The sequence below is a fragment of the uncultured Limosilactobacillus sp. genome (assembly GCF_934202705.1).
Classification (GTDB): domain Bacteria; phylum Bacillota; class Bacilli; order Lactobacillales; family Lactobacillaceae; genus Limosilactobacillus.
On sequence record NZ_CAKPYE010000011.1, the window covers coordinates 24,690 to 38,313 of the forward strand.

12 protein-coding genes and 1 riboswitch are annotated in these 13,624 nt (G+C 40.7%); of the genes, 10 read left to right on the forward strand and 2 right to left on the reverse strand.

The window, feature by feature from the left end; genetic code table 11:
• The first annotated feature begins 2 nt into the window (after nt 1-2).
• Together dnaG and rpoD are read left to right on the forward strand one after the other, a co-directional pair.
• On the forward strand, nt 3-1,871 hold the full coding sequence (gene dnaG / locus Q0C76_RS07520; protein WP_295731571.1) for a DNA primase: 1,869 nt from the start codon (nt 3-5) through the stop codon (nt 1,869-1,871).
• Between the two features lie 2 nt (nt 1,872-1,873).
• Nucleotides 1,874-3,019: an RNA polymerase sigma factor RpoD gene (gene rpoD, locus Q0C76_RS07525; protein ID WP_295731573.1), complete on the forward strand. Its 1,146-nt coding sequence runs from the start codon at nt 1,874-1,876 to the stop codon at nt 3,017-3,019.
• A gap of 54 nt (nt 3,020-3,073) precedes the next feature.
• Here the strand turns inward: rpoD and dapF are convergent, their stop codons facing one another.
• A complete protein-coding gene (gene dapF, locus Q0C76_RS07530) occupies nt 3,074-4,084 on the reverse strand; it encodes a diaminopimelate epimerase (RefSeq protein WP_295731575.1) in 1,011 nt (336 codons plus the stop codon).
• A 14-nt stretch (nt 4,085-4,098) separates the two neighbouring features.
• The gene (locus Q0C76_RS07535) at nt 4,099-5,463 is read right to left on the reverse strand and encodes an aspartate kinase (protein ID WP_295731577.1); all 1,365 of its coding nucleotides are present in this window, start codon (nt 5,461-5,463) and stop codon (nt 4,099-4,101) included.
• 175 nt (nt 5,464-5,638) lie between these two features.
• A riboswitch (Lysine riboswitch) is annotated at nt 5,639-5,822 on the forward strand.
• Nucleotides 5,823-5,912: 90 nt separating this feature from the next.
• On the opposite strand from Q0C76_RS07535, the gene lysA reads away from it, so the two are divergent.
• The 8 genes from lysA to Q0C76_RS07575 all read left to right on the forward strand — a co-directional run bounded on the left by lysA (nt 5,913) and on the right by Q0C76_RS07575 (nt 13,612).
• On the forward strand, nt 5,913-7,226 hold the full coding sequence (lysA, locus tag Q0C76_RS07540; protein ID WP_295731579.1) for a diaminopimelate decarboxylase: 1,314 nt from the start codon (nt 5,913-5,915) through the stop codon (nt 7,224-7,226).
• Between the two features lie 16 nt (nt 7,227-7,242).
• Nucleotides 7,243-7,956: a 2,3,4,5-tetrahydropyridine-2,6-dicarboxylate N-acetyltransferase gene (gene dapD / locus Q0C76_RS07545; protein ID WP_295731581.1), complete on the forward strand. Its 714-nt coding sequence runs from the start codon at nt 7,243-7,245 to the stop codon at nt 7,954-7,956.
• Nucleotides 7,957-7,958: 2 nt separating this feature from the next.
• Nucleotides 7,959-9,119, forward strand: a complete 1,161-nt coding sequence (locus Q0C76_RS07550; protein WP_295731583.1) for an N-acetyldiaminopimelate deacetylase — start codon at nt 7,959-7,961, stop codon at nt 9,117-9,119.
• Nucleotides 9,119-10,042: a 4-hydroxy-tetrahydrodipicolinate synthase gene (dapA, locus tag Q0C76_RS07555; RefSeq protein ID WP_295731697.1), complete on the forward strand. Its 924-nt coding sequence runs from the start codon at nt 9,119-9,121 to the stop codon at nt 10,040-10,042. The genes Q0C76_RS07550 and dapA overlap by 1 nt, the downstream gene beginning before the upstream one ends.
• A gap of 1 nt (nt 10,043) precedes the next feature.
• Complete coding sequence (gene dapB / locus Q0C76_RS07560) at nt 10,044-10,823, forward strand: 4-hydroxy-tetrahydrodipicolinate reductase (protein ID WP_295731585.1); 780 nt, start codon at nt 10,044-10,046, stop codon at nt 10,821-10,823.
• 18 nt (nt 10,824-10,841) lie between these two features.
• Complete coding sequence (locus Q0C76_RS07565; protein ID WP_295731587.1) at nt 10,842-12,023, forward strand: aminotransferase class I/II-fold pyridoxal phosphate-dependent enzyme; 1,182 nt, start codon at nt 10,842-10,844, stop codon at nt 12,021-12,023.
• A 70-nt stretch (nt 12,024-12,093) separates the two neighbouring features.
• The gene (locus tag Q0C76_RS07570; RefSeq protein ID WP_295731589.1) at nt 12,094-12,804 is read left to right on the forward strand and encodes a tRNA (adenine(22)-N(1))-methyltransferase TrmK; all 711 of its coding nucleotides are present in this window, start codon (nt 12,094-12,096) and stop codon (nt 12,802-12,804) included.
• The gene (locus tag Q0C76_RS07575; protein WP_295731591.1) at nt 12,788-13,612 is read left to right on the forward strand and encodes a Nif3-like dinuclear metal center hexameric protein; all 825 of its coding nucleotides are present in this window, start codon (nt 12,788-12,790) and stop codon (nt 13,610-13,612) included. The genes Q0C76_RS07570 and Q0C76_RS07575 overlap by 17 nt, the downstream gene beginning before the upstream one ends.
• The last annotated feature ends 12 nt before the right edge of the window (nt 13,613-13,624 follow it).

Genomic DNA, 13,624 nt, shown 5'->3' on the forward strand with positions numbered 1-13,624 from the left:
GAATGGCAAGAATTCCCAATGAATTAATTGACCAAATTCGTGACTCAGTAAATATTGTGGATGTGATTAGTCAAGATGTTCAACTAAAGAAACAAGGGAAAAATTTAATGGGGCATTGTCCTTTTCATCGGGACGATACACCGTCATTTGCGGTCAACGAGCAAAAACAATTTTTCTACTGTTTTAGTTGTCATCGTAGTGGAAATGTCTTTGGCTTTCTTCAGCAATTGCATAACTTATCATTCCCAGATGCGGTGCAAAAAGTTGCAGAAATGAGTAACATTGCGATTCCGCGTCAATATACTAATGAACAGCAAAGGGCAGTGGACAATAGCCCAAAGGGCCAGTTAATTAAGCTGCATGATCAGACTGCAAAACTATATCATCACCTTTTAGTTAATACGGAAGCTGGCGAAAAAGCGCTTCATTATTTGATCAAACGAGGTGTCAGTCGTGAAATGATTGATCAATTCGATCTAGGTTACGCAGTTGAGCAAAATCAAGAAGAGGTATTACGAGAATATGTGCAAGCACAAAAGCTTGATTATCAGCTATTGCGTCAATCTGGACTCTTTATTGAAGATCAGCAGGGACAGTTACATGATCGTTTCCATGGTCGAATTATGTATCCAATTAAAAATGAAAATGGTCACGTAATTGCATTTTCGGGACGTATTTTAGCACCGAAAGCAATCGGTAATGAGCCTAAATATATGAATAGTCCAGAAACACCAATTTTTAATAAGCGACGCACGCTATTCAATTTGAATCTTGCTAAGCAAGCAGCACGACAAACAGGATCACTAACTCTTTTTGAAGGATTTATGGATGTGATTGCTGCATATAGTGTGGGAGTTAAAAATGGTGTTGCCTCAATGGGAACAAATTTGACAGAAGAACAAATTCGGACAATTCAACGGATTTCCGGGCAGGTCAATATTTGTTATGATGGTGATGACCCAGGGCAAAATGCAATTAATCGTGCTATTCGATTATTTAAAAGTCAAGCTCCTCATCTGAAAATAAAGATTATTCAATTGCCAGCTGGAATTGACCCAGATGAGTATGTTCAAAAGTATGGCGGGATTAAGTTTTCTGAATATTTAAATCAAAAGACGGAAACTCCTGTTGAATTTCGCTTACGTTTTCTTCAAATGGGGCTCAATTTAAAAAATCAAGATGAACTGATGGGATATTTGAATGCGGCATTGCAGGTCATCGGTGGCGTTGATGAGCCAGTAGCACGTGACATTTATTTACAAAGGTTGGCAACACAATTTGATTTAGATAAATCAAGCCTAGTTAAGCAGTTAACTAAAATTCAACCATCAGTAAAAAGGCATTCACCAACAGCTGCACAGCGACCACCACAGGGGAGTGATGAACAGGCCATTCCTGTTCAGACAGCTATGAGGCCGTTGCTATCAAAGCTTCAAAGTGCAGAACAGCGACTATTAAAGTATTACATTGTGGATGAAGCAGTCCGAAAACGGCTTCACGGCCAACCAGATTTTGCATTTGCAGATTCAAAATACCAACAACTATATCAGCAGATTCAGGATTATTTTATTGAGCATGAAGAGTTTTCTACAGCTGCAATGCTTGACCGGGTTGATAGTTCAGCGCAACGACAGATTCTGACGCAAATTGCCGAATTGGCTGTTGATGAAAATATTAGTGATGATGCGGTAAATGACTGTATTCGTGTTATCATGAATGAGGCCCCCTTAGATCAACAAATCGTTGCAAAGAAGGCAGCTTTGAATGAGGCAACGATGATGAATGATCAGGAACTAACTACCAAATTAGCCACTGAATTGGTAACCCTCTACCAACGACAACAACAAATGAAAACGGAGGAACTTAACTAACTATGGCAAAAGCAAAAAAGCAACTAGTAATTTCGAATGACGAAAATTTTGATCAAAAGAAATATGATCAAGCCGTTGGCAAACTCATTCGTCAGTATAAAAAAGCCAAAGCGATTCGCTATGACGAATTAAGCAAAAAATTGGCCGCTCCGTTTGACTTAAATGCTGATGGTTTAGATAATTTAATGCAAAACATTGAAGATGCTGGAATTAGCGTGGTAGACGAAAATGGTGATCCAGATCCGCGAGCATTAAAAGCAACTGAAAAATTGTCACAAAAGGCAGTAAATGATCGGGATACGTCTGCACCAACTGGTGTGAAAATTAATGATCCTGTGCGGATGTATTTGAAGGAAATTGGTCGAGTTAACTTATTAACTGCGGATCAAGAAGTTGAGTTAGCTCTTCGCATTGAGAAAGGTGACGAAACAGCTAAACAAGAGTTAGCAGAGGCCAACCTACGGCTTGTGGTTTCCATTGCGAAGCGCTATGTCGGTCGGGGAATGCAGTTTCTAGATTTAATTCAAGAAGGTAACATGGGACTGATGAAGGCCGTGGAAAAGTTTGATTATCGAAAAGGATTTAAATTTTCCACTTATGCTACTTGGTGGATTCGGCAAGCCATTACTCGAGCAATTGCTGACCAAGCCCGGACCATTCGGATCCCAGTTCATATGGTTGAGACGATCAATAAGTTGATCCGTATTCAGCGGCAGTTACTTCAAGATTTAGGTCGTGAACCATTACCAGAAGAAATTGGCGCGGAAATGGATATGCCTACGAAGAAAGTTCGGGACATTTTAAAGATTGCTCAAGAGCCAGTTTCTCTGGAAACGCCAATTGGTGAAGAGGATGATTCGCATCTGGGTGATTTTATTGAAGACCATGATGCGACGAGTCCAGCTGATCACGCAGCATATGAGATGATGAAGAAACAGTTGGAAAATGTTTTGGATACCTTAACTGATCGTGAAGAAAATGTTTTAAGATTGCGGTTTGGATTAGATGATGGGCGAACAAGAACATTGGAAGAAGTTGGTAAGGTCTTTGGTGTTACTCGTGAACGGATTCGGCAGATTGAAGCTAAAGCGTTACGGAAGCTTCGTCACCCGTCACGCTCAAAACAATTAAAGGATTTCTTAGAGTAAAATAAATGGTACCCGCTAGATCATGACTAGTGGGTACCATTTTTTGTAAATTGACTATTTTAGAACATCAATGTGAACTGGCTTTGGCAAATCGTTAACGAACTTTTCATAAGCAGCTTGTTCATCAGTCACCGTAATCGTTGAATTACTAATCGTAACGTTTGCCTGATGAAGTGCTAACTCATCAGTTTTGATTTGCTCAGTCACGGTAGCATTACCAATTAACTCGATCCAATAATGGTCTTCATCGAAGTGGACAATGGTCTTTACCATTCCACCCGGATTGTAAACAGTGATTGGTTGATCAAAGTCCGCCATGTTTGGATGAGTAAGCGCAAACGCTAAAGTAGTTGCTGACATACCAGTGCCACAAGCATTAGTAAAGCCAACTCCACGTTCAAAAGTCCGGACAAAGAGTTGGTTATGGTCGATAATTTTGGCAAAGTTAACGTTGACTCCATCTGAATAGTACGGGTTCTGACCGTTTAAGCGCCGACCCAATTGACCAAGTAGTGGACCAGTAATGGTTTTTTCATCCATAAAAGCAATTAAATGCGGATTAGGCACTGCTAGTGAGGTAAACTTCAGCTTTGGTGCTAATTCAGGAACATAATTGTCAATAATCCGACTACGACCCAAGTTGTCAAACGGCAGATCCTTTTTATCGAAGAGTACTGGAGAGATTTCAGCAGCATATGCGGGTACACCTGGAGCAAATTCATCATGCTTGGCAACTCTTAAGTCTGCTTTCATGGTCTCAATTTGAAAACTATCTTGGCCAGTTTTCTCAGCGACATAGCGAGCAACCGTTCGAATCCCATTTCCACACATGGAAGCTTCACTACCATCAGCATTAATGACTCGCATTTGTGCAGTAACACCTGGATGGGTTGAATGATTGACAACCAAAAGGCCATCAGCCCCATGAAGAATTCCAGTTTGGGGGTTCGTGATTTGTTTTGCTAAACTGACTAGTTCTTGGTCATTCAGTTGCTGCTTTAAAGAGGTTTGGTCTAGAATAAAAAACTTATTTTGAGAACCGTGAACCTTTAATAATTGAGCCATAGAATTACTACCTCCTAATTGTTTTCTGGAAAGAAGTGCTGATAAATTACCCGAATGGCATTATCAGCATCCTTTTTGTACGTTCCAATCATGATTGAGATCCGGGAAGCACCTTGGTTAATCATTGAAATCCGAATGTTGTGTTCAGCTAATTCTGTAAAGATACCTGCAGCTACGCCAACACGATTAAACATTCCTTCACCAACAATCATGATGACAGCGTAATCGTCAATCCATTCTAAATTATCAGGATTGACGGTTGCTTTAACATCGTTACAAATTTTTTGGACTAAATCATCTGAGATTAGCTTTCGGTCGAATATTATGGTAATATCATCGATTCCAGATGGCATATGTTCATATGGAACGCCATACTTGTTTAAAATTTCGAGAATCTTAAGTGTAAACCCAGCTTCTCGATTTAACAAGTACTTATGCAAATAAAGGGCTGCATAATGCTTACCGCCAGCAATTCCAGTGACAATTTGTTCTGGATGAAAATCGTGATCCGGCACAATTAAAGTGCCGGGTTTTTCAGGAGCATGGGTATTTTTGACGTTCACAATAATGTTACCTTCAATTGCAGGAATGAGAGCTTCGTCGTGAAAAACTGAAAAACCAGCATACGAAAGCTCACGCATTTCACGGTATGTCATCCGTTTAATCGGTTGTGGATGGTTGACAATGGCTGGATTAGCTGAAAAGATAGCGTCAACATCAGTAAAGTTTTCGTAAAGATCAGCATGAAAACCACGTGCAAGGATTGCACCGGTGATATCAGAACCGCCACGAGAGAAAGTTGCAATATTGCCATCGATTGTAAAACCAAAGAAACCTGGGAAAATTAACTTTTCATCAGCACTAAATTTAAATTTAGCAAGATTGGCATAGGTTTGCGGATCTACAATTGCGTTATTTGGTTCACCATCCACAACTAATCCTGCTTCTTGCGGATCAACAAAGCGAGCGTTAATTCCCAACTTTTGTAATACTAAAGCCATTAAACGAGCGTTTAGTCGTTCACCATGAGCTTTAAAAGCTGCCATTAAATACTCATTGTTCGGGTAGTTGCCGTTCGGTAATTCCACAATTATTTGGTGAATGGTTGATAATTGCTCTTGAGAAACGCCAAAATGAGTGCCAATCTCTTCATAACGGGAGAAAATATCACTTTGGACAACACTATAATCAACATGTTTAATGACTGCATTAGCATAGTTAATTAAGAGGTCAGTAACTTTAATATCGTCTGGATGTCTTTTGCCTGGTGCGGAAGTTACAACGACCTGTCGTTTTGGATCAGCTTTGATAATCGAAATTGCTTGTTCAAAAGCTTTCCCGTTGGCAAGAGAACTGCCGCCAAACTTAACTACTTTCATGAATGTGCTACCTTCTTTAATTAAAAGTTTATTATCTAGGATTTTACCATTAATCGACCACCTTGCAAACAAAGTCTGTGTGATCTGGTAAGCTACTTATTTAAAAATGTGAAAATAATGAGAAAAGATTGTCATTGCCTATTGACGGGTGGCAGTTCAAGTCTTATAGTAATTAACAAATCGAAGAGGAGCGACTTACATTAGTAACGGTTAGGAGTTTTTACCAGACATTGAATAATCGTGAAAGGGGCAGTTGCCGAAGCGGTGAAAATGGTAATGATTCACTTGGCTGGGGCGTGACTTAAGAGGTCACGGACTGTCGCAAGACAATAACAGCTTGCGGTGCGCTATCGACTATCGGATTTTAATGATTATCACCATCCCGGTATGCGCGCAGTGTACCGGGATTTTTCTCTTCGGAAAAGGTGGAAGAAGGAGCGTTGGTGACAATGAATGATCAAATCAGTTCCAATGAAATCAATACGGCAGGACATCTCCAGATAGGTGGAGTTGATACGCTTCAGCTTGCCAATAAATATGGTACGCCACTGCTAGTTTATGATGTTGCTAAAATTCGAAACCAAATTCAGCGATTCCGAAACGTTTTTGAGCATGCCGGAGTGCGATATGAAGTTAGTTATGCTAGCAAGGCTTTCTCTTCAGTTGCTATTTATCAGGTAATGAAACAAGAGCATGCTCACATTGATGTTGTTTCAGGAGGAGAACTGGCAACGGCAATTAAAGCGGGTTTTCCGCTGACCCAGGTTAGTTTTCATGGTAACAATAAATCACGGGCTGAATTAAAGATGGCACTTGATGATGGTGTTGGAACAATTGTTGTTGATAATTTTCATGAAATTGAATTGTTGCGGGCATTATTGCAAGAGCGTTCCCAAACGGTTGATGTTCAATTAAGAATCACCCCAGGGATTGCGGCCCACACTAATTCGTATATTGCCACTGGTCAGGTTGATAGTAAGTTTGGCTTTGATGTTGAATCTGGTCAAGCTGATCGTGCTCTCCAACAATTATTGTCGATTTCGAAGGTTCATGTTACTGGAATTCACGCCCATATTGGATCACAGATCTTTGATGTACAGGGATTTAAAGGAGTAGCTAAGAAATTGGTCCAAATTGCTGCACAATGGAAACAGAAGTATGGCTTCTCAGCTGAAGTCTTAAATGTGGGTGGCGGTTTCGGCATTAAATACTCAAATGAGGATCATCCGATTAATCCTGAAGATTTTGTCCAAGCCATTGTTCAAATGGTTAAAAAATCTATTCATGAGCAGAACCTTGCGATGCCGGCAATTTGGATTGAACCGGGACGATCAATAGTTGGACCAGCTGGCTATACGTTATATACTATAGGTTCAAGGAAGGATATTCCTGGATTACGTTCATACGTTAGTGTGGATGGTGGAATGGGTGATAATATTCGCCCTGCGTTATATAACGCAAAATATGAAAGCGTCTTGGCACGTGATCCGCAAGCATCAGCTGTTGAGACCGTTAAAATTGCTGGAAAGTATTGTGAATCTGGTGACATTCTTAGTAATGAACAAGAGTTACCAGAAACCAAGCCAGGTGATGTTTTGGTAATGCTCGATACTGGAGCTTATGACTACGCTATGGCTTCTAACTATAACCGCAATCCTCGTCCAGCAGTGGTTTTTGTTGAAAATGGTCATGACCAGTTAGTGATTAAAAGGGAAACTTATGATGACCTAACACATCTTGACCTTAATTACGAGTCAGAATAATAAGGAGAGATAAAATATGGCAAAACTAGACGCTCAAAGCATTATTAATTACATTGGAAATGCGCCTAAAAAGACTCCAGTGAAAGTTTATTTACGTGGAGCTAACTTATCGCAATTAGAGTTCCCTAAGGAAGTTGACCCATACGTCGAAGAGCACACGGCAACGGTGTTTGGTGATTGGGAAGTATTGAAACCATTTTTGGATGATCATCGAGACGCTTTTACGGGAATGCATGTTGAAAATGACGCCCGTAATTCAGCAGTGCCTTTGCTGGACTTAAAGAATATTAATGCACGGATTGAACCAGGAGCAACAATTCGTGATCAGGTTGTAATTGGTGATAATGCTGTTGTGATGATGGGAGCCACGATCAATATTGGTGCAGAAATTGGTGAAGGTACCATGATTGACATGGGGACGATTCTTGGTGGTCGAGCAATAGTTGGTAAGCATTGTCACATCGGGGCCGGAACAGTCTTAGCTGGAGTAATTGAACCAGCTTCAGCAGAACCAGTTCGGGTTGATGATAATGTTTTAATTGGTGCCAATGCAGTAGTTCTTGAGGGGGTTCACATTGGCGAAGGCGCAGTTGTTGCTGCAGGAGCCGTAGTTACTCACGATGTTGCACCTCACACAGTGGTTGCGGGTGTTCCGGCGAAGTTTGTCAAAAATGTTGATGCCCAAACTGACAGTAAGACTGGTTTAGAAGACAATTTACGAAAGCTATAATTATGACAGAACTAAATGAAGATCAATTAATTAAAATTCGTCGGCATTTGCATCAGATCCCTGAATTAGCACTCCAGGAGACTGAAACACATGCATACTTGATGAAAGTTATTGGTGAAATGAACCAACAATTTCTGGAAGTTCGGGAATTTCCAGAATTGCCAACTGCAATTATGGTTTTGGTTCATGGAAAAGATCCACAACGGACGATTGGTTACCGAACTGATATTGATGCGTTACCAGTGACCGAGCAAACTGGTTTGCCATATCAGTCTACCCATCCGGGTGTAATGCATGCATGTGGGCATGATATTCATATGACAGTTGCGCTGGGGGTTCTAAGTTACTTTAGTGAACATCAACCAAAAGATAATTTATTATTCTTCTTCCAACCAGCTGAAGAAAGCGAAGCTGGTGGAAAGCGAGCGTATGAATTAGGGTTGTTTAAGGGTCAATGGTGTCCAGATGAATTCTATGGATTACACGATAATCCTGAATTACCAGCAGGAGCGATTGGTTGCCGAATGGGAACACTATTTGCTGGTACTACTGAAGTTAATATTGACATTGAAGGAAAGGGTGGCCATGCCGCTTTTCCTCAAGATGCAAATGATGCCGTGGTGGCCGCTGCTAACTTAATTGTTCAAGTACAAACGATTATTTCGCGAAGCATTGATCCAATTGAAAGTGGAGTAATTACCCTTGGTAAGATTGAAGCGGGCACGATTAGGAATGTTATTGCAGGTCACGCAAGAATTGAAGGAACTATTCGTGGCTTGACTCAACAGATGATTCTATTAATTGACAAACGACTTGAAGATGTTTGTCAAGGAATTAAAGCTAGTTTCGGTGTGAAAGTTAAGCTAGAATTAAATCAGGGGGGCTACTGGCCCGTCGAGAATAATCCAAAATTAACGAAGCGGTTTATTCACTATATGCACGATACTGCTTCAGTCAACTTTATCGAGACCAAACCAGCAATGACTGGTGAAGATTTTGGATATTTACTAGCCAAATTTCCAGGAACCATGTTTTGGCTTGGGGTTGAGGATGATTCACAATTGCATTCCGCAACCCTTACGCCAAATGAGGCTGCAATCCAACGTGGTGTTGAAGCAATTACCGGATTCTTAGAATACCGGATGGATGCTAAGGAGGAATAATAATGAAGTTAGCAGACGCAGATTTATTGACAGCGATTATTACACCATTCAATGAGCAAAATGAAATTGATTTCCCAACTTTAGAAAAGTTAACTAATTCTTTAATTAATCAAGGAAGTAATGGCTTTGTCGTGGGTGGAACAACTGGAGAAACGCCAGAACTTTCTCATGATGAAAAAATTGAATTATATACGAAATTTGGTCAAATCGTTCATGGTCGTGTTCCGGTAATTGCTGGGACTGGAAGCAACAACACGAAAGAAACGATTGCTTTTACTAATGAAGTCGCTAAAATTGAAGGAATTGACTATGCATTAGTAGTGGTGCCACCATATAACAAGCCTAACCAACGGGGGATGGTCGCCCACTTTACAACTGTTGCTGACAATGTTGAAATGCCAATCATCATTTATAATATTCCGGGACGTACCGGATCCAAGATGAGCCAAGAAACCATTTGTGAATTGTCCCATCATGATAACATCGCAGGAGTTAAGCAATGTGCTTCTCTAGAAGAAATGGAGTACGTAATTGAACATAAAGATGATAGTTTTTGTGTCTTTTCCGGTGAAGATGCGCAGGCATTAACAGCTCGAGTATTGGGTGCTAATGGAGTCATCTCTGTAGCTTCACATAGTTATGCACTTCAGATGAGAGCAATGTATGACCATTTATACCAAGGCGATTATCAAGCAGCCGCTAAGTTGCAACGGTGGTTAACCCCTAAGATGGCAGCTCTCTTTATGTTTCCATCACCGTCACCAGTTAAAGCATTGCTCAATGCTCAAGGATTTCAAGTTGGTGGTTGTCGGTTGCCAATTATGACATTGAATGATGCTGAAAAATCACAATTGGCGAGCGCATTGGATTTGCCAGAAAATGCTTTGAATGGTGAATTACCTTTAAACTTGGAGGAAATGTGAAATGAAACGAGTATTAGTAGCCGGCATTAATGGTGCAATGGGGCAATATGCCACCAAAATGATCAATGATTTAGCTGGTTTTGAAGTTACTGCTGGTCTTGGCCTTGGGGTTAAAGATGGTGATCAAGCTAAGTATAATGTGTCTGCGGATACGAAGCTATATGGTTCTTTAGACGAAATTGCAGAAAATGTGGCTGACATTTGGTTGGATTTTACTGCACCAGTAGCTGTTTTTCCGGATGTTGAATATGCGCTGAATCACAGAATGCGTCCGGTTGTTGGAACAACGGGGTTAACTGATGAGCAAGAAGGAGAACTAAAACAATTAGCCCAGAAAAAAGAGTTGGGCGGCTTGATTGCACCTAATTTTGGCATGTCTGCGGTTCTCTTGATGAAATTTGCCAAGGAGGCTGCTAAATACTTCCCTGATGTGGAAATTATTGAAATGCATCATGAAGATAAAAAGGATGCTCCTTCTGGAACGGCACTAAGTACTGCGAAGTTAATTGCTGAAAATCGCAAGCCACACCAAACTGCGCCAGATACAATGGAGACGTTAGCAGACGTTCGTGGCGGTGATTACCAAGGAATTAAAATTCACTCAGTCCGATTACCAGGTTATGTGGCTCATGAGCAAGTTTTGTTTGGTGGAAAGGGTGAAGCTTTAACAATCCGTCAAGATTCGTTTGATCGGAGCTCATTTATGAGTGGCGTTAAAGTGGCCCTGCAAAAAGTGTCGTCACTTGATGAATTAGTAGTTGGTTTGGAAAACATTCTTTAAAAAGGAGCATGATGAATTATGCCAGAACTTGCAAAGGGTATGGAAAACTATGTTAACAAGGATGTTAAGGAAATTCGTCCGTCAGCGATTCGTGATTTTGATATGCAAATCTCGTCAATTCCGGGATTAGTAAAGTTAACGCTGGGCGAACCAGATTTTAATGTCCCTGAGCACGTTAAAGAAGCTGCCATTCGAGGAATTCAAGCAAATGATTCTCACTATGGACCGACAGCTGGAAAACTAGAATTACGAAAAGCGGTAGCTAGTTATCTGAAAGATACCCGAGATGTTGATTACAAGCCCGAAGATGAAGTGTTAATTACTAATGGTGGGACGGAAGCTTTAACAGCGATTACGTTTAGCTTGCTTAATCCTGGAGATAAAGTTTTAGTACCAACCCCAGTCTTCTCACTATACTTTCCAATTATTACGCTGACAGGGGCTGAATGTATTCAAATCGATACTTCTCATGATGGATTTGTTCTGACACCAGAAAGGTTACAGCAGGCAATTGACAAGTATGGTGATGTTAAGATAATTATCTTAAACTATCCATGTAACCCAACTGGTCGTTCGTACTCAGAAGACTTGTTACGGAAGCTTGGTAAGATTTTACATGATAATAACGTCTTAATTGTGGCTGATGAAATGTATAGTGAATTAACTTATGATCAGGAACATTTCTCATTAGCAACCGTCTTTCCGGAACAAACTTTACTGGTTTCTGGTTTATCAAAGTCTCATGCAATGACCGGATGGCGGCTTGGTTATATTGCCGGTCCATCTGCACTGATTAGCCAAATCTACAAAATTCATGGTTTCCTGGTTACATGTGTCAATGATATTGCGCAGGATGCTGCGATCGAAGCTTTAAATAATGGCCGAAAAGACCCTAACGCTTTTCGTGACGAATACAAGAAGCGTCGTGACTACGTTGTTGAACGGATGGAAAAGATGGGTTTTGAGATTGCAACACCTGAAGGGGCTTTCTATGTCTTTGCAAAGATTCCAGCTCAGTTTGGTAATGATGACTTTAATTTTGCCCTTGATCTAGCTAAGAAAGCCAAGGTTGGTGTCATTCCAGGAAGTGCATTTGGTGCTGGTGGAGAAGGATATATTCGAATTTCTTATGCTGCTTCTGATGAAAAATTAGCGAAGGCAATGGACTATATTGAATCATATCTTGACAACTTAGATTAAATATCAAAGCACGGTTTGCCGTGCTTTTTTGTTATAATAAAACTAAATTGTTATAGAAGGGATGATGAAGGTGGACGCAAACCATCTTTCAAACAGATTAGCAATGGTCGCAAAGTATGTTCCACAAGACGCACGGGTTGCCGATATTGGTTCAGATCATGCGTACCTGCCGGCAGCATTATTGATCCAGGGACAAATTAGTTACGCAATTGCTGGTGAAGTTGCGCAAGGACCGTTTGAAAATGAACAAAAAGAAATTAGGCAACTGAATTTACAGGATCGTTTAGTACCACGACTTGCTGATGGCTTAGCAGCAGTGCATCAAGATGATTACATTAACGTAGTTACTATTGCCGGTATGGGTGGATCGTTAATTGCACGAATTTTAGATGAAGGACAACAACAACTTACGGGTGTTCGAAGATTAGTTTTACAACCGAATGTTGGTGAATATCGGGTTCGCGAATGGTTGATGAAGCATCAGTATCAAATTATGGCTGAGCAGATGCTGGAAGAAGATGGTCATATTTATGAAATTATTGTGGCAGAACCCACTGTCTGCCCAGTTCGTTATAGTATCAAGGAATTGTTATTTGGGCCGTTACTTTTAGAAAAACCAACATCAATTTTTGAAGAAAAGTGGCAACAAGAATTGGAACGCTGTCAACAAGCAGTCAGCCAAATGAAAAAAGCAACAATAATTCCGATTGATCGATTGCACAGGATGCAGTTAAAAGTAAAATTAATTCAGGAGGCATTAAATCATGACGACGGGGACTGAAATTATTAATCAGTTTGAGAAATTTTGTTCACCAGATCTTGCGGAATCATGGGATCATGTAGGGCTTCAAATTGGTGACCCTGATAAACCGGTCAACCGACTGATGACGACTTTAGATGTTCGACCAGAAGTCGTCGATGAGGCAATTGAACGGCAAGTTGATTTTATTTTTGCTCATCATCCGGTGATGTTTCACCCTGCTAAGGATTTAGATATTCGTAATCCACAAAATGCGATGTACGCTAAAATCCTCAACAGTGGGATTACTGTTTATGCTGCACATACTAATTTAGATAGTGTGAATGATGGGATGAATGACTGGTTAGCGGATCAGTTGCAGTTACAAAATCCAGTGCCGTTAGTGGATAAGGATATTGACCCGATTACAGGAATGCCACGTGGAATGGGGAGAATTGGTCGCTTGGAGCAACCATTAACTGTGGCACAATTTGCTGACTACTGTCTTAAAGTTTTTAACATTCCGGGTTTACGGCTAATTGCGAAGAAAAATGATCCGCGCAAAATCAAACGGGTGGCAGTATTAGGTGGTTCAGGGGCTCAGTTTTACCGAGACGCGCTTGTTAAGGGAGCAGACGCTTATGTTACTGGCGACGTTAGTTACCATGTTGCGCATGATATGCTTGCTGCGGGTTTAGTAGTGGTTGACCCTGGACACCATATTGAAGCAGTGGCGATTCAGGGGCTGAGTGAACTCTTAAATCAATGGAAAATTAAAAACGACTGGTCAGTTGAAGTAATTCAGTCTAAAATAAACACAGAGCCATTCGAATTTGTAACGAAAAAATGAGGTGTTAAGCAA